Here is a 24,901-nt window from a genome sequence, read left to right on the forward strand (position 1 = left end):
TTTGTCCGAGCAGTCAGCAGTGCGACCGGAGTACCGGATCGAGGATCTGGCCCATCACAGCGGGGCCACGGTCCGGACGATCCGTGCCTACCAGGACCGCGGCCTGCTGCCCCGTCCGGAGCGGCGGGGCAGGTCGAACGTGTACGGCGACAGCCATCTGGCCAGGTTGCGGCAGATCGCCGATCTGCTGGACCGCGGCTACACGCTGGCTTCGATCAAGGAGCTCCTCGACGCGTGGGACACCGGCCGGGGGCTCGGCGGGGTGCTCGGGCTCGTCGCGGAGGTCCAGGGTCCGTGGACGGACGAGGAGGCGGCCCGGATCAGCCGCGCGGAGCTCGACGCCCGCTTCGGCGGCGCCCCGGACGAGGACGCCGTCCGGGAGGCGGTCGAGCTGGGCGTCCTGGAGAGGATCCCGGGCGGGGGCACCGAGGAGTACCTGGTGCCCAGCCCCCAGGAGCTGGCGGTGGCCGTCGAGTTGCACGCGGCGGGGGTCCCCCTGTCGGCGATCACCGGTCATCTGCGGGAACTTCGGGAACAGGTCGAGCACATAGCGGTGCGTTTCCTGGAGTTCACCACCGAGCACGTCTTCTCCCGCTATCTGGAGAACCGGCCTCCGACGGACTCCGACGCGGCCGAGGCGGCGACGATGGTGCGGCGGCTCCGTCCGCTCGCCCAGCAGACCGTCGACGCCGAACTCGCCAGGGCCATGCAGGTTCTGGCGACCCGTCACCTCCAGATCCACCTCTCCCCCGACGCCCCGCCGACGCAGGGCGACGAGCCGCGCCCGGTGCAGATCCCGGCGGACACGATCAGGGCCGTACAGGCGCTCGTCGGCCCGGAGGCCGTCGCGGCCTTCATGACGGCGGCGGCCGAACGCGAGATCAACAAAAGGACATTGGACGCATTGACGGCAAATGCCCTCAATTCCCATAGAGTTCAATAAACCATTTGATTTCCCTGGGTCGTTGTCCACAGAATCACCAACTGGCCTGTGGATAACCCATGTTGGCTGTGGATCAAACCTGGAGGGGGAAGAACGATGGACGAACGCCGAACGGTACGGGTGTCGAAGTACCTGTCGAAGCATCTGCGGCACCAGCCCGAGCGGATCGGCCTGGTCCTGGACGCGCACGGCTGGACCGGGATCGACGCCCTGCTCGCCGCCGCGGCCTCCCACGGCTTCCCGATCAGCCGCGCGGAGCTGGACCACGTGGTCGCCTCCAACGACAAGAAGCGGTTCGCCGTCGAAGGCGGCCGGATCCGCGCCAGTCAGGGCCACACCATCGACGTCGACCTGGACCTGCCGGCCGCCGAACCGCCCGCGTACCTCTTCCACGGTACGGTCGCGGACCGGCTGCCCGCGATCCGGGCGGAGGGGCTGCGGCCCATGGCCCGCCACGACGTGCACCTCTCTCCCGACCGCGAGACGGCGACCCGGGTCGGGGCCCGGCGCGGCCGGCCGGTGGTGCTGAGCGTGGACGCGGGCGCGATGCACCGGGCGGGTCATGAATTCCGGGTCAGCGCCAACGGGGTCTGGCTGACCGGAGCCGTACCACCGGAGTTCATCCGCTTTCCGGGCTGAGCGGAGGAAGCGCGCCGGGGCCTCTCTCCGGGAGCCTCTCCTCCAGGGGCTTCTCTCCAGAGGCTCCTCGCGGGGCGTTCCCGCAGAGCGTTCCCCCAGGGCGTTCCCGCAGGGCCTTCTCATGGCTGGGGCATGATCGGGACATGGTTCTTCCGCACCTGCCCAGTACCCAGGCCGCCGTCAGCGCCGTCCGCGCGCTCGCCGAGGAGTTCCGCCTGGAGATCACGGTCACCGACGACATCGGCGCGGACCAGACCTCCCGCCGCACGTCCGCCGGCTCCTTCGGTGTGCTCGACGAGGACGGCTCGCTGCCGCACGAGGCCTTCATCGAACTCGGCGGCTCCCCGTACCTCTCCGTACAGCTCTATCCCGAGGACGACGCCCGGATCACGGTGGACGGCGTCGAGTTCGCCGATGTGCCGAGGGACGCCGTCCCCGGCTTCGTCCGGGCGGTCCACACCGGACTGGCGCACGTGAAGGGACGGTTCTTCCCGCCCGGCCAGTGGCTGATCGTCCCCGTGCCGGGCGGCGAGACCTACAAGGAGCTGATCCCGACGATGACGCTCACCCCGTGGCTGAGCAGCCGCTTCCGCTGAACCGCCCCCTCTTCGGCCGACCTGATCAGCCGAGGCGTCCGAGGGCCTCCGTGGCGATGGTCTCGAAGACGGCCAGGTCGGCGGCGAAGACCGAGTCCTGGATCGGCCAGTGGATCACGATCTCGGTGAAGCCGAGGTCGCGGTGGGTGCCGGCGAAGTCCACGAAACCCTCCAGGGAGGAGAGCACCGCGTTCTTCTCCGGGGTGAAGCTGGTGAGCAGGATCTTGTCGAGCTCGGCCACGTCCCGGCCGGTCTCCGCACACGCCTTGCCGAGCCGCTCGATCTGCCCGCGCAGGGCGTCCACCGACTGGGCCGCCGTGCCCGACTCGTACAGCTTGGGGTCACCGGTCGTCACCCACGCCTGCCCGTGGCGGGCGGCGAGCCGCATGCCGCGCGGGCCGGTAGCCGCCACCGCGAAGGGCAGCCGGGGGCGCTGCACGCAGCCGGGGATGTTCCGGGCCCCGTCGGCCGAATAGAAAGTGCCGCTCTCCGTCACGGCGTCCTCGGTGAGCAGCCGGTCGAGCAGCGGCACGAACTCGGCGAACCGGTCGGCCCGTTCCTTCGGCGTCCACGCCTCCTGGCCGAGCGCGGTGGCGTCGAAACCGTTGCCGCCGGCGCCGATGCCGAGGGTGATCCGGCCGCCGGAGATGTCGTCGAGCGAGATCAGCTCCTTGGCCAGCGTCACCGGGTGCCGGAAGTTGGGCGAGGTGACGAGGGTGCCCAGGCGCAGCCGGTCCGTGGCGGTCGCGGCGGCGGTGAGGGTGGGCAGAGCACCGAACCACGGGCCGTCCCGGAAGGTGCGCCAGGACAGGTGGTCGTAGGTGTACGCGGTGTGGAAGCCGAGCTCCTCGGCGCGCTGCCACGTGGCGCGTCCGCCCTCGTGCCAACGGTCGACAGGCAGGATCACGGTGCTCAGACGCAGACTCATGCCCCGAGCGTACGTCGGCGCGCGGGAGTCCTCCCTCCGGCAGCGGCAGAGCCCCGCCCTGCCGCAAGCCGGCTCACCCACCGACAGCCCGGCCTCGTCCACAGCCCGGCCGTGCCGACAGCCCCGCCTCGTCCCCGGCCCCGCCTCGCCCACAGCCCGTCCCCACCGGTAGCTCCGCCCGTAACCCCGCCCCCGACCTCCACACCGACGGCGGCGTCCGCCTCCCCGCCGGCCGGCGAGCCCTCGCCGAGGCCCCGTACGAGCCCTCACGACGTGACCGGCCCTCACGACGCGAAGCCCTCGTACGGCCCCTCATGACGTGACCCACTCAAATGTGCGGGGACCCGCACGCCCGTGCGTCGGGTGCGGCACCATAAGAAGGTGACCTCTCCCCGCCCGTCCTCCCGGCCCGCCGCCCGTCTCGTCGCCACCGACCTCGACGGCACCCTCCTGCGTGACGACAAGTCCGTCTCCGAGCGGACCGTCGCCGCCCTCGCCGCTGCCGAGCGGGCGGGGATCGAGGTCTTCTTCGTCACCGGCCGCCCGGCCCGCTGGATGGACGTCGTCAGCGCCCACGTCCACGGCCACGGCCTCGCCATCTGCGCCAACGGCGCGGCCGTCGTGGACCTGCACGCGGGCGGCACCTTCGTGGAGGTCCGCCCGCTGGCCCGGCCCGTCGCCCTCGACGTCGTACGGGCCCTGCGGACCGCCGCCCCCGGCACCAGCTTCGCCGTCGAGCTGACCACCGGCATCCACTACGAGCCGCAGTACCCGCCCTTCTACCTCGACCCCGGCGCCACCGTCGCCACCGCCGAGAAGCTGCTGTACGAGGAGGCACCCGGCACCGCCGCCCCCGTCCTCAAGCTGCTCGCCCAGCACCCCGGACTCGACCCGGACGCCTTCCTGGCGACGGCCCGCGAGGCCGCCGGCGACCTCGCCTCCTTCACCCGCTCCAGCCCCACCGCGCTCATCGAGATCAGCGCCCTCGGCGTCTCCAAGGCCTCCACGCTCGCCCTCTGCTGCGCCGAGCGCGGCATCACGCCCGACGAGGTGGTGGCCTTCGGCGACATGCCGAACGACATCGAGATGCTGAGCTGGGCAGGCCGTTCGTACGCGATGGGCAACGCCCACCCCGAGGTGGTCGCCGCCGCCTCGGGCCGCACCGTCGGCAACAACGACGACGGCGTCGCCGTCGTCATCGAACAGCTCGTCGCCGAAGCGGCGGCCGAAGCGGCCGCGGAGAAGAGCCCCCGCTAGAGAAGAGCCCCCGCCGGCCGGACCGGCCTAGAGCGGCGCCTCCCACACCACCGACGTGCCGCCGCCGTCTTCGGCGAGGCCCGGGCCGCACCAGCTCGCGCCGCCGAGGGACTCGGCGCGGCGGGCGAGGTTGCGCAGTCCGCTGCGGCGGCCGCCCTCGGGCAGGCCCACGCCGTCGTCCGCGACCGTGAGCCGTACGCCGGGCGAACCGTCCGGCAGGGTCACGGTCGCGTCGACGACGACCTCGATGCGGCCCGCCGACGCGTGCCGGAAGGCGTTGGAGAGCGCCTCGCGGAGCGCGGCGATCAGGTTCTTGCCGGTCAGCTCGCCCACGGTGGCGTCGATCGCGCCGAGGAAGCGGTGCGCGGGCTTGAAGCCGAGCGGCACCGCCGCCATGTTGATCTCCCTCAGCACGCGCGTGCGCAGCCCCGACGGCGCCTCCGCCGGACCCTGCTGGAGCGCGAAGATCGCCGTGCGGATCTCCTGGATGGTGACGTCCAGCTCCTCCACGGCCTTGCCGACGCCCTCCTGGACGGCCGGCACGACCGCCTTCCGCTGGGCGCTCTCCAGCATCATCCCGGTGGCGAACAGCCGCTGGATGACGAGGTCGTGCAGGTCGCGGGCGATCCGGTCGCGGTCCTCGAAGACCGCGAGCCGTTCCCGGTCGCGCTGCGCCTCGGCCATCATCAGCGCGAGCGCGGCCTGCGAGGCGAACTGGGTGGCGAGGGTCCGCTCGGCCTCCGAGAAGGGACGGGCGCCCCGGGCCCGGGGCATCGCGAGCGCGCCCAGGACGCGACCGCCGCTCTGCAGCGGCAGCAGCATGCTCGGCCCGTAGACGGAGGTCAGCCGGCTGATCATGCGCGGGTCGGAGGAGGCGTCCTGGACGAAGACCGCCTCGCCCTCCAGGAGCAGCTCCACGACCCGGCTCTCGGGCGGGATCACCATGCCGAGGGACCGGGTGGACCGGGCCGAGGACACGGCGACGATCTCCAGGCCGCCGTCTTCGGCCGGCAGCAGCACGATCCCGGCGTCCGCGTCGGCGAGCCGCCGGGCCTGTTCGGCCACGACGGCGAGGGCGTCGTCGGCGTCGCCGCCCGAGAGCAGGGCGGTGGTGACGGCGACCGAGCCGTCGATCCAGCGCTCGCGCTGGCGCGCGGCCTCGTAGAGGCGGGCGTTGCCGATCGCGATGCCCGCCTCGGTGGCGAGGACCCGGACCATGTGCTCGTCGTAGTCGTTGAACTCCTCGCCGCTCCGCTTCTCCGCGAGGTAGAGATTGCCGAAGATCTCGCCCTGGACCCGGATGGGGACGCCGAGGAAGGACCGCATGACCGGGTGGCCGGGCGGGAAGCCGGCCGAGCGCGGGTCGGCGGAGAGGTCGGCGAGCCGGATCGTCCGGGGCTCTCGGATGAGCGCGCCGAGCAGCCCGGCGTGCCCGTCGGGCAGGCGCCCGATGCGGCGGGCCACGTCCTCGCCGACGCCGTGGGTGACGAAGTCGGAGAGCCCCTTCCCCTCGTCGTCGACGACCCCGATGGCCGCGTAGCGGGCGCCCGCCAGCTCGGCGGCCGTCTCGCAGATCCGGTCGAGGGTGGTGTGGAGTTCCAGCCCGGTGCCCACCGACCGCATCGCCTCCAGCAGCTGCGGCACGCGGGCGGTCAGCTCCGTGGACAGCCCCTGGAGACTGCGGGTGGCCTCGGTGGCGGCGACCAGGGGGTCCGGGGAATCGGGCGTGGCGGCGGCGGTCATGGACCTGAGCCTAGTTAGTCCTATTTAGAGAGAAAAGTCGGACGGTCGACGGTGGCGTTCGCCGCGACTCCGCCGAGGAGGAGATCGGTGGCCCGCTCCTGCTCCAGCATCCGCCGCAGCGGCCCGTCCTCGGCGGCGAGCTCGGCGTACGGTCCGCGCTGCACGGTCCGGCCGCCGTCCAGGACCACCACCTCGTCGACCGCGTCGAGCCCGTGCAGCCGGTGGGTGATGAGGACGGTGGTACGCCCCTCGGTGGCGCGCAACAGGTCGTCGGTGAGCGCGTCGGCGGTGGCCAGGTCCAGGTGCTCGGCCGGCTCGTCGAGGACGAGGACCGGGAAGTCGGCGAGGAGCGCGCGGGCCAGCGCGAGCCGCTGCCGCTGGCCGCCGGAGAGCTTCGAGCCGTGCTCGCCCACCAGGGTGTCGAGCCCGTCGGGCAGGCCGTCCACCCAGTCGAGGAGCCGCGCCCGGCGCAGCGCCTCGCGCAGCCGCTCGTCGCTCGCGTCGGTGCGGGCCAGCCGCAGGTTCTCCCGGAGGGAGCTGTCGAAGAGGTGCGCGTCCTGCGCGCAGAGCCCGACGAAACGGCGTACGTCGTCGCCGTCGAGCTCCCGGGCGGGCACCCCGCCGAGCCGGTACGTACCGGTCTCCGCGTCCAGGAACCGCAGCAGCACCTGGGCGAGCGTGGTCTTGCCGGAGCCGGAGGCGCCGACCACAGCGACCCGCCGCCCGGCGTCCAGGGTAAGCGAGAAACCGTCGAGCGCAGGGCGCTCCTGCCCGGCGTACCGGGCCCCGATCCCCGCCAGTTCCAGCGGGAACGGCCCGGCCGGGGGAGCGGCGGGCACGGCCGGCTCGTGGACGGGCACGGGCGCGTCCAGCACCTCGAAGACCCGCTCCGCGCTGTGCTTGACCCGCTGCCGGTACTGGACGGCCAGCGGCAGCCCGGTCACGGCCTCGAAGGCCGCGAGCGGGGTGAGGACGACGACCGCGAGGGCGACCCCGTCGAGCCGGCCGTCCCGGACGGCCTGCACGCCGACCCAGGCCGCGGCCACCACGGTCAGGCCGCACACCACCGCCGACAGCCCGGCGCCCAGCGCGGCCGCCGCGGACTGCCGGGAGGCGATGCCGGTGAGGGTGCGGTCGGCGGCCCGCGCCCGGTCGAGCCGGTCCCGCAGCGCTCCTGCCACGGTCAGCTCGGCGCAGCCGCGCAGCGGATCGGCCACGGCGGTCGCGAGCGTCCCGCGCGCCGGGGCGAGCCGGCGCTCTGCCCGCCGGGCCAGCGCGGCGCCCAGCGGCGGTACGAGCACGCCCGCCACGAGGAGGCCCACCGCGAGCACGGCGCCCGCCTCGGGCAGCAGCCAGGCGGTGAAGCCGACCGATCCGAGCCCGACGAGGAGCGCGGCGCCGGCCGGGAGGAGCCAGCGCAGCCAGTAGTCCTGGAGGGCGTCGACGTCGTGGACGAGCCGGGCGAGCAGGTCGCCGCGCCGGGTGCGGCGCAGTCCGGCGGGGGCGATCCGCTCCAGCCGGGCGTAGACGGAGACCCGCAGTTCGGCGAGCATCCGCAGCACGGCGTCGTGCGAGACCAGCCGCTCGGCGTACCGGAAGACGGCCCGCCCGATGCCGAAGGCCCGGGTGGCGGTCACGGCGACCATCAGGTGCAGCACGGGAGGGTGCTCCGAGGCCCGCGAGATGAGCCAACCGGACACGGCCATGAGCCCCACGGCCGAGCCGAGCGCCAGGCTCCCGAGCAGCAGCGCGAGCGCCATCCGCCCCTTGAGCTCCCCGGCCATCCCCCGGACCCGGGCGAGTACGCCGTGCCCCTCCGCCGCACCGGATCCGGGCCCCTCCTCCGCGCGGCCCGGAGCGGCGGGGCGCGCCCCGCCGGCGGACCCGCCACCGGCCTCCGCGGTCCCGGCGGCCCCGCCCTCGGGCACGTCCTCCGCCGTCGCCTCCGTGCTCGCGTCCTCCGTCGTCACGCCCTCCGCCGATACGTCCTCCGGCACGGCAGCCGGCGCAGCCGCCGTCCCGATCGTCACCACCCGGTCCGCGACGGCCAGCAACGCCGGCCGGTGCACCACCAGCAGCACCGTCCGGCCGCGGGCGAGCCGCCGCACCGCTTCGACGATCCCCGCCTCCGTCTCCCCGTCCAGCGCCGCCGTCGGCTCGTCGAGCAGCAGCAGCGGCCGGTCCGCGAGGAAGGCCCGGGCGAGCGCGAGCCGCTGCCGCTGACCGGCCGACAGCCCCGCCCCGTCCTCGCCGAGCACGGTCGCGGCGCCCTCGGGCAGCCGGTCCACGAAGGAGTCCGCACCGGCCTCCCGCAGCGCCGCCCGCACCTCCTCGTCACCGGCCGTCGGCCGGGCGAGCCGCACGTTCTCGGCGATCGTCCCGGCGAAGAGGTACGGCCGCTGCGGCACCCACGCGATCCGCTCCCGCCAGGCGGCCAGGTCCAGCTCCGCCAGGTCCGCGCCCCCGACCCGTACGGCTCCGCCCGCCTCCGGCTCCGTGAAGCCGAGGACGACGTCGAGCAGGGTCGACTTCCCCACGCCGCTCGGCCCGACCAGGGCCACGGTCTCCCCCGGCTCCACGGTGAGGCTCGCCGAGTCCAGCGAGGGCGCGGCGCGCCCCGGGTGGCGGACCGTCACCCGGTCCAGCTCCAGTCGCACGTCGGCCGGCACCGCCCGCGTACCGCCGCCGCGCACCGGGGTCTCCAGGACCCCGAAGATCTCCTCGGCCGCTGCCAGTCCCTCCGCCGCCGCGTGGAACTGCGCGCCGACCTGGCGCAGCGGCAGGTAGGCCTCGGGGGCGAGGACCAGGATGACGAGTCCGGTGTAGAGGTCGAGGGTGCCGTGCACGAGCCGCATGCCGATGGTGACCGCGACGAGCGCCACCGACAGCGTGGAGAGCAGTTCGAGGGCGAAGGACGACAGGAAGGCGATCCGCAGCGTGCGCATGGTCGCCCGCCGGTAGTCGGCGGTGATGGCGCGGATCGAGGCGGCCTGGGCCTTGGCCCGGCCGAAGACCTTGAGGGTGGGCAGTCCGGCGACGACGTCGAGGAAGTGGCCGGAGAGCCGGGAGAGCAGTTTCCACTGCCGGTCCATCCGGGCCTGGGTGTACCAGCCGATCAGGATCATGAAGAGCGGGATGAGCGGGAGGGTGACGACGATGATCGCGGCCGAGACCCAGTCCTCGGTGACGATCCGCGCGAGGACCGCCAGCGGGACGACGACGGCGAGGCCCAGCTGGGGCAGGTAGCGGGCGAAGTAGTCGTCGAGCGCGTCCACGCCCCGGGTGGCGAGCGCGATGAGCGAGCCGGTGCGCTGCCCGCCGAGCCAGCCGGGCCCGAGGGCGGTGGCGCGGTCGAGGAGCCGGCCGCGGAGTTCGGACTTGACCGCCGCGCTCGCCCGGTGGGCGGCGAGTTCGGTCAGCCAGGAGACCAGGCCCCGTGCCACCGCGACCCCGGCGAGCAGCAGCAGGGGAGTGGCCAGGTCGGAAACCGGGAGGCCCTTCTGGAAGGCCCCCACCACGATCTCGGCGATGAGCATCGCCTGGGCGATCACCAGCACCGCCCCGGCCAGGCCGAGTACGACGACCGCGACGAGGAAGAAGCGGGTCGCCCGGGCGTACCGGAGCAGACGCGGGTCGATCGGTTTCACGTGAAACATGCCCCTCTGGATGAGCGCCCGGGCTGGTGAGGGCCCGGGCGACGACGGCCCTGGCAGGTGCCGGCGCGTGCCCTAGTGGGCGTCGGCGATGTGCTGGGTGCCGATCCGCTTGCGGAACACCCAGTAGGTCCAGCCCTGGTAGAGCAGGACCAGCGGCGTGGCGACGGCCGCGCACCACGTCATGATCTTGAGCGTGTACGGGCTCGACGACGCGTTGGTCACCGTCAGGCTCCACGCGGGGTCGAGCGAGGACGGCATGACGTTCGGGAAGAGCGCCAGGAACAGCATGGCGACCGCGGCGGCGATCGTCACCCCCGAGAGCGCGAACGACCAGCCCTCGCGTCCCGCCTTGATCGCGCCGATCGCGCCGACCAGCGAGACCGCCGCGATCAGCATCGCCGCGAGGCTCCAGCCGTCACCCGAGTCGACCTGGGTCCAGAGCAGGAAGCCGACCGCGAGGACCGCCGTGACCAGGCCCAGCCGCACCGCGAGCGCGCGGGCCCGGGCCCGGATGTCGCCGACCGTCTTGAGGGAGACGAAGACCGCCCCGTGGAAGGTGAAGAGGGCGAGGGTGACCAGTCCGCCGAGGATCGCGTACGGGTTGAGCAGGTCCCAGAAGGTGCCGACGTACTCCATGTCGCCGTCGATCTTCACGCCCCCGACGATGTTGCCGAAGGCCACGCCCCACAGGAACGCGGGGATCAGCGAGGTCCAGAAGATGGCCTGTTCCCAGTTGCGCTGCCAGTTCTCCTCGGGCCGCTTGGCGCGGTACTCGAAGGCGACACCGCGGACGATGAGGCAGACCAGGATGACCAGCAGCGGCAGGTAGAAGCCGGAGAAGAGGGTGGCGTACCACTCGGGGAAGGCGGCGAAGGTCGCGCCGCCGGCGGTCAGCAGCCACACCTCGTTGCCGTCCCAGACGGGCCCGATGGTGTTGATCAGGACCCGCTTCTCGGGCCGGTTCCGGGCCAGCAGCTTGGTGAGGACGCCGACCCCGAAGTCGAACCCCTCCAGGAAGAAGTAGCCGGTCCAGAGGACGGCGATGAGTACGAACCAGACGTCGTGGAGTTCCATGCCTCGATCTCCTGAGCCTCAGTACGAGAAGGCCATGGGCCGGTCGGGGTCGCGGGTGTCCCCGCCGATCCTGGTGGGCGGGTTGAGGTCGTCGTCGGTGAGCTCGGGCGGGCCGGCCTTCACGTACTTCACGAGGAGCTTGACCTCGATGACGGCGAGGATCGCGTAGAGCGTGGTGAAGACGATCATCGAGGTGAGCACCTCGCCCTGGGAGGTGCCGGGGGAGACGGCGGCGCTGGTCTTCATCACGCCGTAGACCACCCAGGGCTGGCGGCCCATCTCGGTGAAGATCCAGCCCCAGGAGTTGGCGATCAGCGGGAAGAGCATGGTCCAGAGGGCCACGATCCAGTACCACTTGCCGATCTTCGGGCTGAGCGCCTTGTTCTTGAAGAGGACGAGGTTCGGCACTTCGTCCTCACCGGTCCTCAGTCCGGGGGCGAGCATGAACTTCTTGCGGGTCAGCCAGAGCCCGATCATCCCGAGGGTGAGCGAGGCCATGCCGAAGCCGATCATCCAGCGGAAGCCCCAGTAGGCGACCGGGATGTTGGGTCGGTAGTCGCCGGGCCCGTACTTCTCCTGCTCGGCCTTGTTGATGTCGTTGATGCCGGGGACGTACGAGTCGAAGTCGCCGTTGGCGAGGTAGGACAGTATCCCGGGGATCTCGACGGCGACCTTGTTGTGGCCCTTCTCGACGTCGCCGTAGGCGAAGATCGAGAAGGGGGCGGGTGCCTCGCCGTCCCACAGCGCCTCGGCGGCGGCCATCTTCATCGGCTGCTGCTTGAACATGACCTTGCCGAGCATGTCGCCGCTGATGGCGGTGCCGAGGCCGGCGATGATCAGGGTGATCAGGCCGAGTCGCAGCGAGGTACGCATCACCGGGACGTGCCGCTTGCGGGCCAGGTGGAAGGCGGAGATGCCGACCATGAAGGCGCCGCCGACGAGGAAGGCGGCCGTCATGGTGTGGAAGAACTGGGTGAGCGCGGTGTTCTGGGTGAGCACCGCCCAGAAGTCGGTGAGCTCGGCCCGGGCGCCCTGGCCTCGGTCCTCGTTGATGCGGTAGCCCACCGGGTGCTGCATCCAGGAGTTGGCGGCCAGGATGAAGTACGCCGAGAGGATGGTGCCGATCGACACCATCCAGATGCAGGCGAGGTGGATCCTCTTCGGCAGCTTGTCCCAGCCGAAGATCCACAGCCCGATGAAGGTGGACTCGAAGAAGAAGGCGATGAGCGCCTCGAAGGCGAGCGGGGCGCCGAAGACGTCGCCGACGAAGCGGGAGTAGTCCGACCAGTTCATGCCGAATTGGAACTCCTGCACGATGCCGGTGACGACGCCCATCGCGATGTTGATGAGGAAGAGCTTCCCCCAGAACTTCGTCGCCCTGAGGTACTTCTCCTTCTCGGTCCGGACCCAGGCGGTCTGGAGACCGGCGGTGAGTGCGGCGAGGGAGATCGTCAGCGGGACGAAGAGAAAGTGGTAGACGGTGGTGATGCCGAACTGCCAGCGCGCCAAGGTCTCCGGCGCCAGAGCTAGGTCCACGTCGTCTTCTCCTTACATCGCCGTGGTCACATCGGCAGTTTGCCCCTTTGATCCCTGTCATTACGGGACGAACAGGGGCACGCTTGTGAACGCGTTCACATTCACAAGCATTATGACTCATACGAAATCCGTACTGGAGAGCGGGGGGCTGTACCGAAGGTCACACCTTCCCAGGGCCTTCAACATATTGTTGAATCCCGGGCATGAGCCTTCGGATACGCATGATCTGGCCGGCCGGACACACCACGGCCACCCTCGACGAGACCCCCACGAGCAGCGCGCTCCTGCGGGCCCTGCCGATCGTCTCCACCGCCCGCACCTGGGGCGAGGAGGTCTACTTCGACACTCCGGTCTCCGTCCCGCGCGAGGACGGGGCGCGCCAGGTCGTCGACCCCGGCACCGTGGCCTTCTGGACCGACGGCGACGCCCTCGCCCTCCCCTACGGGCCCACCCCAATCTCACGGGACGGGGAATGCCGACTGGCGAGCCCGTGCAATCTGCTGGGCTCGCTCGACGACGACCCGCGGATCCTGGCCACCGTCCGCGACGGCGACCCGATCCGCGTGGAACTGGTCTGAGAAGTACGTCCCCGAACCGTCAGGCTCCCTGACGGAAGCCCTCCGCCACCTTCAGGAACAGGTCGTTCGCCTCGGTCTCGCCGATCGTGACGCGCACGCCCTCCCCCGCGAACGGACGCACCACCACGCCGTGCCGCTCGCACTCCGCCGCGAACTCCACGGTCCGCTCACCGAGCCGCAGCCAGACGAAGTTCGCCTGCGCGTCCGGGACCGTCCAGCCCTGGGCCACGAGCCCCGCGCGGACCCGCTCGCGCTCCGCCACCAGCGCGCCGACCCGGCCGAGCAGCTCGTCCTCGGCGCGCAGCGAGGCCACCGCCGCGTCCTGCGCCACCTGGCTCACGCCGAACGGCACCGCCGTCTTGCGCAGCGCGGCGGCCACCGGCTCGTGGGCGATCGCGAAGCCGACCCGCAGCCCCGCCAGGCCGTACGCCTTGGAGAAGGTGCGCAGCACCGCCACGTTCGGCCGGTCGCGGTAGAGCTCGACGCCGTCCGGGATGTCGGTGTCGCGCACGAACTCCTTGTACGCCTCGTCGATCACCACCAGGACGTCGGAGGGCACCCGGTCCAGGAAGCGCTCCAGCTCGGCCCGGCGCACCGCGGTGCCCGTCGGGTTGTTGGGGTTGCAGACGAAGATCAGGCGGGTCCGGTCGGTGATCGCGGCCGCCATCGCGTCGAGGTCGTGCACCTCGTCGGCGGTCAGCGGCACCTGCACCGAGGTCGCCCCGCTGATCTGGGTGATGATCGGGTACGCCTCGAAGGAGCGCCAGGCGTAGATCACCTCGTCGCCCGGGCCCGAGGTCGCCTGGAGCAGTGACTGGGCGACGCCGACCGAGCCGGTGCCGGTGGCGATGTGGGAGACGGGGACGCCGAAGCGGTCGGCCAGTTCCTCCGCCAGCGCGGTGCAGGCCATGTCCGGGTACCGGTTGAAGTTCGCGGCGGCGGCCAGCGCGCTCTCCATCACGCCCGGCAGCGGCGGGTAGGGGTTCTCGTTGGAGGACAGCTTGAAGGCGACCGGGCCCCCCGCCGCGGCCGGCTTGCCCGGCTTGTAGGTGGGGACGCCGTCCAGCTCGGCGCGCAGCTTCGGGGTGGACGCGCTCGTCCCGCTCGTCTCGCTCACAGTGTGGCCTCCTCGACCGTCCGTACCGCCAATGCTTCTCACTTTATGAGGATTCCCCTCCGCTGCGAATGGGCTGTGGACAACAGCCCTGCAACGCTGTGGAAAACCTCCCCGCCGACACTTCTCGACGGACCTCCCCGAGGGTCTCCCGTCGGCCTCCCCGAGGGACCCGGCCGACCTCTCCGCCGGCCTCTCCGATGACCTTCCCGATGAGCTCTCCGGCGGTCTCTCCCGCGGTCTCTCCCGCGGTCTCTCCGGCGGTCTCTCCGAGGGGGGCGAACCCCGCTCCGCCCGGCCTCTCCCAAGAGGGGGGCGCGCGAGTGGGTGGCGTGCGCCGGTGGCGAGCGCCGTGGCGCGCATCCCCCGTAGAGGTGAGTTGAGACCTCTTCGAGACCTCGCCCCCACGCCAGGCCCATCCCCCCCGACGACATCGACTCGCATGGGAAATGCCTCAACTACCTTGGATTATCTCCCCATTGAGCCCTCTAGGCCATGCAGAAACGTGCCTGTCAACGCCTGCATATGCGGCCGTCTCACCCACCCCTCATCGCCCTACTATCGGCTCGCCATGACAGCAGCAGGGAAGCACCAGGTGAGCCGGGCACAGACCCGGGGAAGCCGGCAGGGCCGGGCAGGCATCCGGGACGTGGCCGCCGCCGCCGGGGTCTCCATCACGACTGTCTCCGACGCGCTCAACGGCAAGGGCCGACTCCCGGACGCCACCCGCCGACACGTCCGCGAGGTCGCCGACCGGCTGGGCTACCGCCCCTCCGCGGCGGCCCGCACGCTCCGCACCGGCAAGTCGGGGTTGATCGGCCTGACCGTGACCACGTACGGGGATGAACCTTTCACCTTCACGGAGTTCGCCTACTTCGCGGAGATGGCCAGGGCAGCCACCTCGGCCGCGCTAGCCCGCGGCTACGCCCTCGTCATCCTCCCCGCGACATCACGCCATGACGTCTGGTCGAACGTCGCCCTCGACGGCACCGTCGTCATCGACCCCTCCGACCACGACCCGGTCGTCACCGAACTCGTCCGGCAGGGCCTCCCCGTCGTCTCCGACGGACGCCCCGCCGGCACGCTCCCGGTGACCGCCTGGGTGGACAACGACCACGAGGCCGCCGTCCTCGACCTCCTCGACCACCTCGCCGACGCCGGCGCACGCCGCATCGGCCTCCTCACCGGCACCACCACCGACACCTACACCCGCCTCTCCACCACCGCGTACCTCAACTGGTGCGAGCGGGTCGGACAGGACCCCGTCTACGAGGCCTACCCGGCGCACGATCCGTGCGCGGGCGCCGTCGCGGCCGACCGGCTGCTCGCCCGCCCCGACCGTCCCGACGCCGTCTACGGTCTCTTCGACCCCAACGGCACCGACCTCCTCGCCGCCGCCCGGCGCTACGGCCTGCGCGTCCCCGACGACCTGCTGATCGTGTGCTGCAGCGAGTCCACCGTGTACGCCACGACCGAACCGCCCATCACGACGCTCTCGCTCAAACCGCGCCGCATCGGCACGGCCGTCGTCCAGCTCCTCATCGACGCCATCGAGGGAGTCGAAGGAGACGGGCCGGTCGAGCAGGTGATACCGACCGAACTCATCATCCGCACCTCTTCGCAGCGCCGGTCGCCGCGGACGACGGTCAGCCCGCCGCGCACGCCCGCGAACGACTGACGACACCCTCCGGACCCCGGCCGCGCCGAAAGAGCGGCCGGGACGACGACCCGCCGAAACCCTTCGTACGACCCCGCGCACGCCCCCTCGCACCACCGGTGCACGACCAGTGCACGACCGGAAGAACGAGCGCCGTCCGACCCCTGCCCGTGGGCGGAGACGGCGAAACCGGCCACTCCGCCGGACCCAACCCTGGACTGGACCTTCTCAATTCGGGCGAAACAACCGGTGAACCCGGAGCGAACCCGGATTCACCACCCCTGGTGCGTCACACAGGCGGACCCTCATTCCTATGATGGGCGCACGACACCGCGGACCCCCCGACCAGGCCGGTCCGCGATGTGCAGGGCATCGCGACGGTGGTGGAGGGGTCGATGACTCAGGGGGCCGGGCAGGATCCCGTGGAGCGCACGGCGACATTGCGTGACTTCCGCGTACCCCCGTACGCCCGGGTGCCCGTGCAGGGCCACCCGGCCGAGCCGCCCGCCGCGCCGGCCGATCCCACGCTCCACCTGGGCACCCGCCCGGCCGCGTACCCCGAACCGGTCACGTTCCCGGAACCGCCGGTACGCCCCGAGCCCGCCGCGTACCCGGAGTCCGCCGCACGCCCGGAGCCGGCCGCGCACCCCGAGCCGGCCGCGTACGCCGAGCCGCGGGTACGCCCCGAGCCCGCCGCGTACCGCGAAACGGCCGCCCCCGGCGCTCCCCTCGCCACCGGGCACACCACCGGCCACGCCACCACGCACACCACCGTGCAGGCCACCGGCCACACCACCGGACACGCCACCGCGCCCCACCCCGGCGGCGGCTACCCCGGCGACTTCCCGGACGGCTACACCCCGACCGAGCGCGACCTGCCGGTCATCCAGCGCGGCGACACCCTCCAGGTCCCCGTCGCCCCGGCAGCCGCCCCCGCGCCCGCCCCCACGGGCGACGGCCCCGGCCCGCTCTACGTCGTCGGCGACGTCCACGGCTACCTCGACGAACTCGTCGCCGCACTGCGCGCCCAGGGCCTCGTCGACGAGAACGGCGGCTGGGCCGCGGGCAACGCCCGCCTGTGGTTCCTCGGCGACTTCACCGACCGCGGCCCCGACGGCATCGGCGTCATCGACCTCGTCATGCGGCTCTCCGCCGAGGCCGCCGCCGCCGGCGGCTACTGCAAGGCCCTCATGGGCAACCACGAACTGCTCCTCATCGGCGCCAAGCGCTTCGGCGACACCCCGGTCAACTCCGGGGCCGGCACCGCCACCTTCCAGGCCGCCTGGCTGCTCAACGGCGGACAGAAGCACGACATGGACCGCCTCCAGGACGTCCACCTCCAGTGGATGTCCCGGCTCGACGCCGTCGTCCACGAGGACGGCCACCTGCTGCTGCACTCGGACACCACCGCGTACCTCGACTACGGCCAGACCATCGAGGACGTCAACGAGACGGTCCACGAGATCATCCGGCGCAACGACGCCGACGAGGTCTGGGACCTCTTCCGGAAGTTCACCAAGCGATTCGCCTTCCGCGACGAGGGCGGACCGCAGGCCGTCCAGGAGCTGCTCGGCACCTACGGCGGTTCCCGGATCGTCCACGGCCACAGCCCGATCCCGTACCTCCTCGGACAGGTGGGCACGGAGGACGGCGAGGAGGACTCCCGCCCGGCCGTCGACGGCCCGCACGTCTACGCCGACGGGCTCGCCATCGCGATGGACGGCGGAGTCACCATGGCCGGAAAGCTGCTGGTGGTCCAACTCCCGCTGGCGGACTGACTCTCACCCTGCGCAGCCGGGGAAGGCGAATTCCGGAAACCCCCTGTCAGCGCGCACGGTCACGGCCCTACCATCGTTCTCCCCAGCTAGGCAGGCTCTCCTCCGCTTCCGCCCGGACCGCCGTTCTCCACGGCCGGTCCCGGCCCACCGAGCATCGGGGGATGCACATGAACGTGGCTCCGCACCTGCTGACCGAGGACCGCGCCGAGTACGAGCGGCTCCTCGACGAGGCACTGCGCACCGCGCCGGAACGGCCGGAACTCGACGGTGCCGGCACGCGGCTGACGGCCGCCCAGCTCCGCGCGATGGCGCTGAACGCGACGGCGCTGATCACCGCGGCGGCGGCGAGCGAGTACGAGCACTTCACCAAGGTGCGCGAAGAGCACCGCGCCGCCTCCAACCGCCCCCGGACCCCCGGCCCGGAGGAGTCGCCGGGCGCCGTCGCGGTCCTCACCGTCCTCGTCCCGGTGCTCGCCGGCACGGCGGCCGCGATCTTCCTCCTGGTCGGCGCCGTGGTCCATCTGCTCGCCCCGGCCGCCGCCCTGGGCACCACCCTGCTCACCGCCGGCCTGGTCTTCGGCGCCCTCGCCGCCGCCGGACTGCTCTGCGCCGGCGCCGGCCTCCTCCTGACGGCCCTCCGCAACAGCCCGGCCGAGTCCGGCGCCCCCGACGACGAGCTCTCCCGGGCCCGCGCCGACTGGCGCGAAGCCCTCCTGGAGCGCGGTGTCATCCCCTTCCTCCAGGCCGCCCTCACCGCCACCGACCCGGCCCCGCCGCCTCCGGCACCCTGACGCGTCCCGGGCATCGCCCTGACGCGCCCCGGACGCACCCCCGGCACACTCCGCCGTAGGAAACGCGCCCCGGCCCGCGATCCCCCCGTGAACCGCGGGCCGGGGCGCGTCCCGTACGAGCGGCGGCTACTCCGCCATCGGCAGGTAGACGCGGTTGCCGGAGGCGGCGAACTCCGCCGACTTCTCGGCCATGCCGGCCACGATCTCCTCCTTCTTCAGGTCCCCGCCGTGTTCGCGGCGGATGTCCTGGGAGATCTTCATCGAGCAGAACTTCGGGCCGCACATCGAGCAGAAGTGGGCCGTCTTCGCGGGCTCCGCCGGCAGCGTCTCGTCGTGGAACTCACGGGCGGTGTCCGGGTCGAGGGCCAGGTTGAACTGGTCCTCCCAGCGGAACTCGAAGCGCGCGTCCGAGAGGGCGTCGTCCCACTCCTGGGCGCCCGGGTGCCCCTTGGCGAGGTCCGCCGCGTGCGCCGCGATCTTGTACGTGATGACACCGGTCTTCACGTCGTCGCGGTTCGGCAGGCCCAGGTGCTCCTTGGGCGTGACGTAGCAGAGCATCGCCGTGCCCCACCAGGCGATCATCGCCGCGCCGATGCCGGAGGTGATGTGGTCGTAGGCGGGCGCGACGTCCGTGGTCAGCGGGCCGAGGGTGTAGAACGGCGCCTCCTCGCAGATCTCCTGCTGGAGGTCGATGTTCTCCTTGATCTTGTGCATCGGGACGTGGCCCGGACCCTCGATCATCGTCTGCACGTTGTGCCGCTTGGCGATGGTGTTGAGCTCGCCGAGGGTGCGCAGCTCCGCGAACTGGGCGTCGTCGTTGGCGTCGGCGATCGATCCGGGCCGCAGACCGTCGCCGAGCGAGTAGGTGACGTCGTACGCCGCGAGGATCTCGCAGAGCTCCTCGAAGTTCGTGTAGAGGAAGTTCTCCTTGTGGTGCGCGAGGCACCAGGCCGCCATGATCGAGCCGCCGCGGGAGACGATGCCGGTCTTGCGGCGCGCGGTGAGCGGCACGTACGGCAGGAGCACGCCGGCGTGCACGGTCATGTAGTCCACGCCCTGCTCGGCCTGCTCGATGACCGTGTCCTTGTAGATCTCCCAGGTCAGCTCCTCGGCCTTGCCGTCGACCTTCTCCAGGGCCTGGTAGAGCGGCACGGTGCCGATCGGCACGGGGGAGTTGCGCAGCACCCACTCGCGGGTGGTGTGGATGTTGCGGCCGGTGGACAGGTCCATGACCGTGTCGGCGCCCCAGCGGGTCGCCCAGGTCATCTTCTCCACCTCCTCCTCGATCGAGGAGGTGACGGCGGAGTTGCCGATGTTGGCGTTGACCTTCACCAGGAACCGCTTGCCGATGATCATCGGCTCGATCTCGGGGTGGTTGACGTTGGCCGGCAGCACCGCGCGGCCCGCCGCGATCTCCTCGCGGACGACCTCGGGAGAAACGTTCTCCCGGATCGCCACGTACTCCATCTCCGGGGTGATCTCCCCGCGGCGGGCGTACGCGAGCTGGGTCACGGCCTGCCCCGTGCGGCCGCGGCGGGGCAGCCGCGGGCGGCCCGGGAAGACCGCGTCGAGGTTCTTCAGCCCGCCGCCGCGCGGCGAGGTGTGCTTGATGCCGTCGTCCTCGGGGCGGACCGGACGGCCCGCGTACTCCTCGGTGTCGCCGCGCGCGATGATCCAGTTCTCGCGGAGCGGGGCCAGGCCCCGGCGGACGTCGGTGTCGACGGCGGGGTCGGTGTACGGACCGGACGTGTCGTACAGCGTCACGTCCTTGCCGTTGGTGAGGTGCACCTGTCGGACCGGCACCCGGAGGTCGGGGCGGGAGCCCTCGACGTACCCCTTGTGCCAGCCCGGCGTGCGCGCGCCGTTCGGGTCCTTCTGGTCGGAGGCAGGCGTGCGTGCGTCCTGAATGGTCATGAGACCGAATCTCCCTACGCCGGCATTACCCGGTAACAGGTTCGGCGGTCGGCGCAGCCTCCTCCCGTACGTACGTCAGTCAGTACGCGCGTACGGTGATCAGCGCCCTCTCAGCCCGGTGCTCCGAGCTCCCGCGTGTGCAAAGGTGTCACGAGGCTAGCGCCCTCCCTGGCGTGCTGAACAGTGGGCCCCGGCCGTTCTTGCGATGATCGGGCGGTGACTTCCTCGCAGCAGAACCCCGATCCGCACGGCCATGAGCACGGGCACGGCGCCGGCCCAGGCGCCGGTCAGCACGGTCCGGGCCACGGCTCCGGCGCCGGCTCCGGTCACGGTCCCGGCCAGGGTTCCGGCCACGGCCACGGTTCCGGTTCCGGCCATGGCACCGGTTCCGGACATGGGCACAGCCACAGCCACGGGCCCGCCGCACCCGTGTCCCGCCATCTGCGAAGGGTCATCGCGGCCGTCCTCATCCCCTTCGCCACCGCCGTGGTCGTCGGTCTCGTGGTGCTCTGGCCCGGCGGCACGCCGGCGCACGAGCGGACCGGCGTGGGCTTCGACCGGCAGACCGAACAGGGCAAGGTCGTGGCGGTCGAGCGGGTGGACTGCAAGGACGTGAACGCCGCGCAGGTGCCGCCCACCGGCGACACCTCCACCCCCCAGGGCCGCGAAGCGGTCAACGGGCAGCAGGGGCAGTGCGAGAAGGCGACGATCGAGGTCACCAGCGGGCCCGACGCGGGCCGTCGCTTCACCGAGATCGTGCAGCCGGACGCCCCTCGTCAACTGGACCAGGGCCAGGGCGTGGTGGTCGCCTACGCCCCCGACGCCCCGAAGGACCTGCAGTACTCGGTGACGGACGTGAACCGCAAGGTGCCGATGGCGGTCCTCGCCGGCATCTTCGCGCTCGCGGTCGTGCTCGTGGGACGGCTGCGGGGCGTGATGGCGCTGATCGCGCTGGCGGTGAGCTTCCTGGTGCTCACGCTCTTCATCCTGCCCGCGATCCTGGAGGGTTCGAACCCGCTGGTCGTGGCCGTGGTCGGGTCGAGCGCGATCATGTTGCTCGCGCTCTACATGTGCCACGGCCTCTCCGCGCGCACCTCGGTCGCCGTCCTCGGCACACTGATCTCGCTGCTGCTGATCGGCCTGCTCGGTTCCTTCTTCATCGGCTGGGCCTCGCTCAGCGGCAACACCGACGACTACACCGGACTGATCCACGGCCTCTACCCGGAGATCGACATGTCCGGCCTACTGTTGGCCGGTGTGATCATCGGTTCGCTCGGTGTCCTCGACGACGTCACCGTGACCCAGACCTCGGCGGTCTGGGAGCTCCACCAGGCCGACCCGGGCATGGGGCCGCGCGCGCTCTACCGGGCCGGGATCCGGATCGGCCGCGACCACATCGCCTCGGTGGTCAACACGCTGGTCCTGGCCTATGCCGGTGCCGCGCTCCCCCTGCTCCTGCTCTTCACCATCGCGCAGAGCAGCATGGGGACGGTGGCCAACAGCGAGCTGGTGGCGGAGGAGATCGTCCGGACCCTGGTGGGCTCGATCGGTCTGGTCGCCTCGGTGCCGGTCACGACGGCGCTCGCGGCGCTGGTGGTGTCGGCCGACCGCCCGTCCGAGGAGGCCGGCGTCCGGACGGCGGGCCGCGGCGGACGGCGGCGCCGCGCGAAGTGACGGACGCGCGGCGGCCGTACGGGAAGCGGGCCAGGTCGGCGGCCGTACGCGGGCGGGGCGGATCGGCAGCCGTACGGAGCGGGCGCCGGTCGGCAGCCGTACGGAGCGGGGCGCCTCGGGTCGGGCGTACGGAGCGGGCGCCGGTGTCAGCCGTACGGAGCGGGCGCCGGTCAGGCGGGGCCGGCGCTCTCCTCGGCGAGGATCCGGCCGAGCGCGGCCTCCAGGCTGTCCTCGAAGTCGCCCAGTGTCTGTTCCTGACCGAGTGGGACGAGCTTGTCCGTGCGGTCGAGGAAGGCGACGAGCGGCGGGGCGCTGGCGCGGAAGAGGGCGCGGTCGCCGCCCACCTGGAGCCGGATGGAGACGTCCGACAGGCCCTCGGGGTCGATCGGGGCGATGTGGACGTCGCCGTCACCGCTCGGGCGGTTGATCCCGTCGAGCAGCAGCTCTCGGCCGAACGCCCAGGTCACAGGCGCGTCTCCGGGGAGGTGGAAGGTCATCCGCACCGCGTAGGGATCCCGGGTCTCGTATCGCAGTTCGACTGGGATCTTGAAGGAGAGCTCCTCGGAGACGAGGAAGCTCATCAGGACCTCGGCCTGAACCGACTCTCGCATCATGTACCCCGCAGTAGATGGAGCAGTTGTGTAAACACAGCTGCTGAAAGCTGTGACCGAAACGGCCAGGAATGATCCCCCGTGGCCCTCTTGACGCAATCGTGCTGTACGCGCTAGCGGATCACAAGGAGTGATTTTTCAGATACTGATAGAGAAGGCGAGCGAACTGAAGAGGCTTCCGATCTCCGTACGTAGTCGCTCGACTGCTGGGAGCAACCGTTCTTCCTGGTGAAGAGGGAGGGAAATGGCCAGAGTGGCCGCTGTGGAACCCGCTGTGATGGGGATGGCCGCACAAACCGTGCCGAGCGCATATTCCTGACGCTCCACCAGGGGCTCCATTCGCCCCAAACCACCCAAACGCTCCAAAAGCATCCGCCGGTTACGCACCGTGTACGGAGTGATGGCTTCCACCGGGTGCCGGTCAAGGTGGTCTTGACGAGACTTCAGATCCAGTTGGCTGAGCAGACACTGCCCGATCGCATGGGCGTGACCGGTCTCCCGGAAGTCGGCCCACTCCTCCACCGCGGGGGAGTTGGGAGTGTCCGCCACCGAGACCAGTTCGATCTCGCCGTCGCGGTAGAGCGCGAAGTAGACCGGCACACCGATCTCGTCCCGCCAGTGGGCGAGGAAGTCCTCGATCTTGATGCGACGATTCTGCACAGCCCCGCCGCCGGCCAACCTGGCGGCTGCCTCCCCCAGATAGAAGGCACCCTTCTCGCGGAGCAGATAGCCCTCGTGCGTCAGGGTGCGGAGGAGGTGGTACGTCGTGGGCAGCGGAAGGCCCGTCTCCCGGGCGAGCTGCTTGGCGGGGGCGCCGTCCTCGTGGGAGGCCACGGCCTCCAGAAGTCTCAACGCCCGCTGCACCGAGCCGATCAGGGTAGGTGCAGCTGTCTGCGTAGCCATGGCCAAAGGTCACCCCCAGGCGTGACGACGGATGCGTGACCGCACCCGCCCGCGGGGGCCGCCCCCGCGCACCCGCCGGGCCTGGGGCCTGGTACACCGATGGGGTCCGTCGGACGGACCCCTCAAGGGACGAGCGGGAAACCGCCGGTCTGCCGGAGATCTACACCCGTAGCCCCCGACTCGGCGGAGATCTGCCACTCTAGTGGCTTGTCCTCACCCCACCCCGTTTCCACCAGCGCGTTCCCTCTGCCGGGCTAATGCCCGGCAGACACCGAATACCGATGAGTAGCTTGTGCTACCAATCGCGGTCGGACTTCGACGGGGTGCCGAACTTCCGTACGGCGTAGATGAGTCCGGCGACCAGCGCGACGAACAGCAGCACCTTGAACAGCAGCCCGACGACGAAGGCGAGGACGCTGGTGATGACTCCGCCGAAGACGAGCAGCACCAGGGCGGGTATCGCGATCCACTTCACCCACCACGGCAGTCCCGCGAGAATCTCCTGTACGGCCATGGCTCTCTCCTTCGCTCACGAAGCCCCGTCCGGAACCCTCCGTCCCCGACACCTCAAGGCTAGGCGGGAACCCCGCCCCGACGGGGCCTCGGGGGCCCGGGCTCTCCCCTGATCCGACCCCTAGGGGAATCGGGGGGTCCGGCCCCGAGACCCCGGGGGCGGGAAGACCCAGGACGGGAAACTCGGGGCGGAAAACCCGAGCGGAAAACCCGAGGTGGGAAACCCTGGGTGAAAACCCGTCACGCCTCCGGCGGGGAGAAGACCACCAGGACCCGCAGATCCTCGCTGATGTGGTGGAAGCGGTGCGGCACGCCGGCCGGCACGTAGACCACGCTGCCCCGCGCCACCTGCGTCGTCTCCTCCCCGACGGTGATCGCCGCCCGCCCGGAGACCACGAAGTACACCTCGTCCTGGGCGTGCGGCGACTGCGGGTCCAGCGCGCCCGCGTCGAGCGCGTACAGCCCCACCGACATGTTCCGTTCGCGCAGGAACTGGAGGTACGCCCCCTCGTTGGCGAGGCGCTCCGCCTCGAGTTCGTCCAGCCGGAATGCCTTCACTGCCGTTCGCCCCTGCCCTTTGCCCGATCGTCTCTGCCACGATCAGACACATGAAGAATTTCGTAGTCAAGACGCTCGCCAACGCGGGCGCCCTGGGAGTCGCCATCTGGCTGCTCGAAGGCATCACGCTGACCGGTGACGACGCGAGCACCGGCAAGGCGATCGGCACCCTGCTGCTCGTCGCGCTGGTCTTCGGCCTCGTCAACTTCCTGGTCAAGCCCATCGTCAAGCTGCTGACGCTCCCCCTCTTCATCCTGACCCTCGGCCTGATCACCCTGGTGGTCAACGCCCTGATGCTGCTGCTCACCTCGTGGCTGGCCGACCAGGTCGACCTCAGCTTCCACGTGGACGGCTTCTGGACCGCCGTCCTCGGCGGCCTGATCATCTCCGTCGTCTCGTGGGCGCTCAACGTCCTGCTCCCCGACGGCGACTGAGCGG

21 protein-coding genes and 1 riboswitch are annotated in these 24,901 nt (G+C 71.5%); of the genes, 10 read left to right on the forward strand and 11 right to left on the reverse strand.

The genetic code is table 11. From position 1 onward, the window contains the following. The first annotated feature begins 19 nt into the window (after positions 1-19). The 3 genes from ACF1ED_RS29480 to ACF1ED_RS29490 all read left to right on the forward strand — a co-directional run bounded on the left by ACF1ED_RS29480 (position 20) and on the right by ACF1ED_RS29490 (position 2,178). The gene (locus tag ACF1ED_RS29480; RefSeq protein ID WP_391765543.1) at positions 20-943 is read left to right on the forward strand and encodes a MerR family transcriptional regulator; all 924 of its coding nucleotides are present in this window, start codon (positions 20-22) and stop codon (positions 941-943) included. A gap of 96 nt (positions 944-1,039) precedes the next feature. Then, positions 1,040-1,582 (forward strand): RNA 2'-phosphotransferase, encoded by a 543-nt coding sequence (locus ACF1ED_RS29485; RefSeq protein WP_391765545.1) that lies wholly within the window; start codon positions 1,040-1,042, stop codon positions 1,580-1,582. A 143-nt stretch (positions 1,583-1,725) separates the two neighbouring features. Continuing rightward, positions 1,726-2,178, forward strand: coding sequence for a hypothetical protein (locus ACF1ED_RS29490; RefSeq protein ID WP_391765547.1), 453 nt, complete (start codon positions 1,726-1,728; stop codon positions 2,176-2,178). Between the two features lie 25 nt (positions 2,179-2,203). Here ACF1ED_RS29490 and ACF1ED_RS29495 read toward each other — a convergent pair whose 3' ends face one another. After that, positions 2,204-3,106: an LLM class flavin-dependent oxidoreductase gene (locus ACF1ED_RS29495; protein WP_391765549.1), complete on the reverse strand. Its 903-nt coding sequence runs from the start codon at positions 3,104-3,106 to the stop codon at positions 2,204-2,206. A gap of 381 nt (positions 3,107-3,487) precedes the next feature. Between ACF1ED_RS29495 and ACF1ED_RS29500 the strand changes: the two genes are divergently transcribed. After that, positions 3,488-4,363: a Cof-type HAD-IIB family hydrolase gene (locus ACF1ED_RS29500; RefSeq protein WP_391765551.1), complete on the forward strand. Its 876-nt coding sequence runs from the start codon at positions 3,488-3,490 to the stop codon at positions 4,361-4,363. A 27-nt stretch (positions 4,364-4,390) separates the two neighbouring features. Here ACF1ED_RS29500 and ACF1ED_RS29505 read toward each other — a convergent pair whose 3' ends face one another. The 4 genes from ACF1ED_RS29505 to ACF1ED_RS29520 form a co-directional block, all read right to left on the reverse strand. Continuing rightward, entirely contained in the window at positions 4,391-6,106 is a 1,716-nt protein-coding gene (locus ACF1ED_RS29505) for a GAF domain-containing sensor histidine kinase (RefSeq protein ID WP_391765553.1), read from the reverse strand. Positions 6,107-6,126: 20 nt separating this feature from the next. Beyond that, positions 6,127-9,753: a thiol reductant ABC exporter subunit CydD gene (cydD, locus tag ACF1ED_RS29510; RefSeq protein WP_391765555.1), complete on the reverse strand. Its 3,627-nt coding sequence runs from the start codon at positions 9,751-9,753 to the stop codon at positions 6,127-6,129. Between the two features lie 81 nt (positions 9,754-9,834). Continuing rightward, on the reverse strand, positions 9,835-10,836 hold the full coding sequence (gene cydB, locus ACF1ED_RS29515) for a cytochrome d ubiquinol oxidase subunit II (RefSeq protein ID WP_391765557.1): 1,002 nt from the start codon (positions 10,834-10,836) through the stop codon (positions 9,835-9,837). A gap of 18 nt (positions 10,837-10,854) precedes the next feature. After that, entirely contained in the window at positions 10,855-12,372 is a 1,518-nt protein-coding gene (locus ACF1ED_RS29520) for a cytochrome ubiquinol oxidase subunit I (RefSeq protein WP_391765559.1), read from the reverse strand. 203 nt (positions 12,373-12,575) lie between these two features. Between ACF1ED_RS29520 and ACF1ED_RS29525 the strand changes: the two genes are divergently transcribed. Next, a complete protein-coding gene (locus ACF1ED_RS29525; protein WP_391765561.1) occupies positions 12,576-12,950 on the forward strand; it encodes a cyclophilin-like fold protein in 375 nt (124 codons plus the stop codon). A 19-nt stretch (positions 12,951-12,969) separates the two neighbouring features. Here ACF1ED_RS29525 and hisC read toward each other — a convergent pair whose 3' ends face one another. Next, on the reverse strand, positions 12,970-14,067 hold the full coding sequence (gene hisC / locus ACF1ED_RS29530; RefSeq protein WP_391765563.1) for a histidinol-phosphate transaminase: 1,098 nt from the start codon (positions 14,065-14,067) through the stop codon (positions 12,970-12,972). A 568-nt stretch (positions 14,068-14,635) separates the two neighbouring features. Between hisC and ACF1ED_RS29535 the strand changes: the two genes are divergently transcribed. The 3 genes from ACF1ED_RS29535 (at position 14,636) to ACF1ED_RS29545 (ending at position 18,290) form a co-directional block, all read left to right on the forward strand. Continuing rightward, complete coding sequence (locus ACF1ED_RS29535; RefSeq protein ID WP_391765565.1) at positions 14,636-15,742, forward strand: LacI family DNA-binding transcriptional regulator; 1,107 nt, start codon at positions 14,636-14,638, stop codon at positions 15,740-15,742. Positions 15,743-16,116: 374 nt separating this feature from the next. After that, the gene (locus tag ACF1ED_RS29540; protein ID WP_391765567.1) at positions 16,117-17,499 is read left to right on the forward strand and encodes a metallophosphoesterase; all 1,383 of its coding nucleotides are present in this window, start codon (positions 16,117-16,119) and stop codon (positions 17,497-17,499) included. Positions 17,500-17,660: 161 nt separating this feature from the next. After that, positions 17,661-18,290, forward strand: a complete 630-nt coding sequence (locus ACF1ED_RS29545) for a hypothetical protein (RefSeq protein WP_391765569.1) — start codon at positions 17,661-17,663, stop codon at positions 18,288-18,290. Positions 18,291-18,416: 126 nt separating this feature from the next. On the opposite strand, the gene thiC is transcribed toward ACF1ED_RS29545, so the two are convergent. Beyond that, the gene (gene thiC, locus ACF1ED_RS29550; protein WP_391765571.1) at positions 18,417-20,204 is read right to left on the reverse strand and encodes a phosphomethylpyrimidine synthase ThiC; all 1,788 of its coding nucleotides are present in this window, start codon (positions 20,202-20,204) and stop codon (positions 18,417-18,419) included. Beyond that, positions 20,199-20,349, reverse strand: a riboswitch (TPP riboswitch). Its footprint overlaps the gene before it by 6 nt. A 38-nt stretch (positions 20,350-20,387) precedes the next feature. Here thiC and ACF1ED_RS29555 point away from each other — a divergent pair. Further along, entirely contained in the window at positions 20,388-21,878 is a 1,491-nt protein-coding gene (locus ACF1ED_RS29555; RefSeq protein WP_391765573.1) for a YibE/F family protein, read from the forward strand. Between the two features lie 170 nt (positions 21,879-22,048). On the opposite strand, the gene ACF1ED_RS29560 is transcribed toward ACF1ED_RS29555, so the two are convergent. From ACF1ED_RS29560 to ACF1ED_RS29575, 4 genes are all read right to left on the reverse strand, one after another. Then, positions 22,049-22,489 carry an SsgA family sporulation/cell division regulator gene (locus ACF1ED_RS29560; RefSeq protein ID WP_391765618.1) on the reverse strand — a complete coding sequence of 147 codons (441 nt, stop codon included), beginning with the start codon at positions 22,487-22,489 and terminating at the stop codon, positions 22,049-22,051. Between the two features lie 138 nt (positions 22,490-22,627). Beyond that, positions 22,628-23,392 (reverse strand): IclR family transcriptional regulator, encoded by a 765-nt coding sequence (locus ACF1ED_RS29565; RefSeq protein ID WP_391765575.1) that lies wholly within the window; start codon positions 23,390-23,392, stop codon positions 22,628-22,630. Positions 23,393-23,687: 295 nt separating this feature from the next. Next, entirely contained in the window at positions 23,688-23,906 is a 219-nt protein-coding gene (locus tag ACF1ED_RS29570) for a DUF5326 family protein (protein WP_351842824.1), read from the reverse strand. 239 nt (positions 23,907-24,145) lie between these two features. Further along, the gene (locus ACF1ED_RS29575) at positions 24,146-24,463 is read right to left on the reverse strand and encodes a cupin domain-containing protein (protein WP_391765577.1); all 318 of its coding nucleotides are present in this window, start codon (positions 24,461-24,463) and stop codon (positions 24,146-24,148) included. Between the two features lie 50 nt (positions 24,464-24,513). Between ACF1ED_RS29575 and ACF1ED_RS29580 the strand changes: the two genes are divergently transcribed. Beyond that, the gene (locus ACF1ED_RS29580) at positions 24,514-24,897 is read left to right on the forward strand and encodes a phage holin family protein (RefSeq protein WP_391765579.1); all 384 of its coding nucleotides are present in this window, start codon (positions 24,514-24,516) and stop codon (positions 24,895-24,897) included. The last annotated feature ends 4 nt before the right edge of the window (positions 24,898-24,901 follow it).

The sequence above is a fragment of the Streptomyces sp. NPDC014656 genome, from assembly GCF_043084305.1.
GTDB lineage: Bacteria > Actinomycetota > Actinomycetes > Streptomycetales > Streptomycetaceae > Streptomyces.

What these genes read in the sequence shown, in the direction of transcription:
- cydB (WP_391765557.1), bottom strand. Translation starts at nt 10,836, where the DNA reads ATGGAACTCCACGACGTCTGGTTCGTACTCATCGCCGTCCTCTGGACC.
- ACF1ED_RS29485 (WP_391765545.1), top strand. Translation starts at nt 1,040, where the DNA reads ATGGACGAACGCCGAACGGTACGGGTGTCGAAGTACCTGTCGAAGCAT.
- ACF1ED_RS29505 (WP_391765553.1), bottom strand. Translation starts at nt 6,106, where the DNA reads ATGACCGCCGCCGCCACGCCCGATTCCCCGGACCCCCTGGTCGCCGCC.
- ACF1ED_RS29525 (WP_391765561.1), top strand. Translation starts at nt 12,576, where the DNA reads ATGAGCCTTCGGATACGCATGATCTGGCCGGCCGGACACACCACGGCC.
- thiC (WP_391765571.1), bottom strand. Translation starts at nt 20,204, where the DNA reads ATGACCATTCAGGACGCACGCACGCCTGCCTCCGACCAGAAGGACCCG.
- ACF1ED_RS29570 (WP_351842824.1), bottom strand. Translation starts at nt 23,906, where the DNA reads ATGGCCGTACAGGAGATTCTCGCGGGACTGCCGTGGTGGGTGAAGTGG.
- ACF1ED_RS29535 (WP_391765565.1), top strand. Translation starts at nt 14,636, where the DNA reads ATGACAGCAGCAGGGAAGCACCAGGTGAGCCGGGCACAGACCCGGGGA.
- ACF1ED_RS29490 (WP_391765547.1), top strand. Translation starts at nt 1,726, where the DNA reads ATGGTTCTTCCGCACCTGCCCAGTACCCAGGCCGCCGTCAGCGCCGTC.
- ACF1ED_RS29565 (WP_391765575.1), bottom strand. Translation starts at nt 23,392, where the DNA reads ATGGCTACGCAGACAGCTGCACCTACCCTGATCGGCTCGGTGCAGCGG.
- ACF1ED_RS29495 (WP_391765549.1), bottom strand. Translation starts at nt 3,106, where the DNA reads ATGAGTCTGCGTCTGAGCACCGTGATCCTGCCTGTCGACCGTTGGCAC.
- ACF1ED_RS29560 (WP_391765618.1), bottom strand. Translation starts at nt 22,489, where the DNA reads ATGCGAGAGTCGGTTCAGGCCGAGGTCCTGATGAGCTTCCTCGTCTCC.
- ACF1ED_RS29540 (WP_391765567.1), top strand. Translation starts at nt 16,117, where the DNA reads ATGACTCAGGGGGCCGGGCAGGATCCCGTGGAGCGCACGGCGACATTG.
- ACF1ED_RS29580 (WP_391765579.1), top strand. Translation starts at nt 24,514, where the DNA reads ATGAAGAATTTCGTAGTCAAGACGCTCGCCAACGCGGGCGCCCTGGGA.
- ACF1ED_RS29545 (WP_391765569.1), top strand. Translation starts at nt 17,661, where the DNA reads ATGCACATGAACGTGGCTCCGCACCTGCTGACCGAGGACCGCGCCGAG.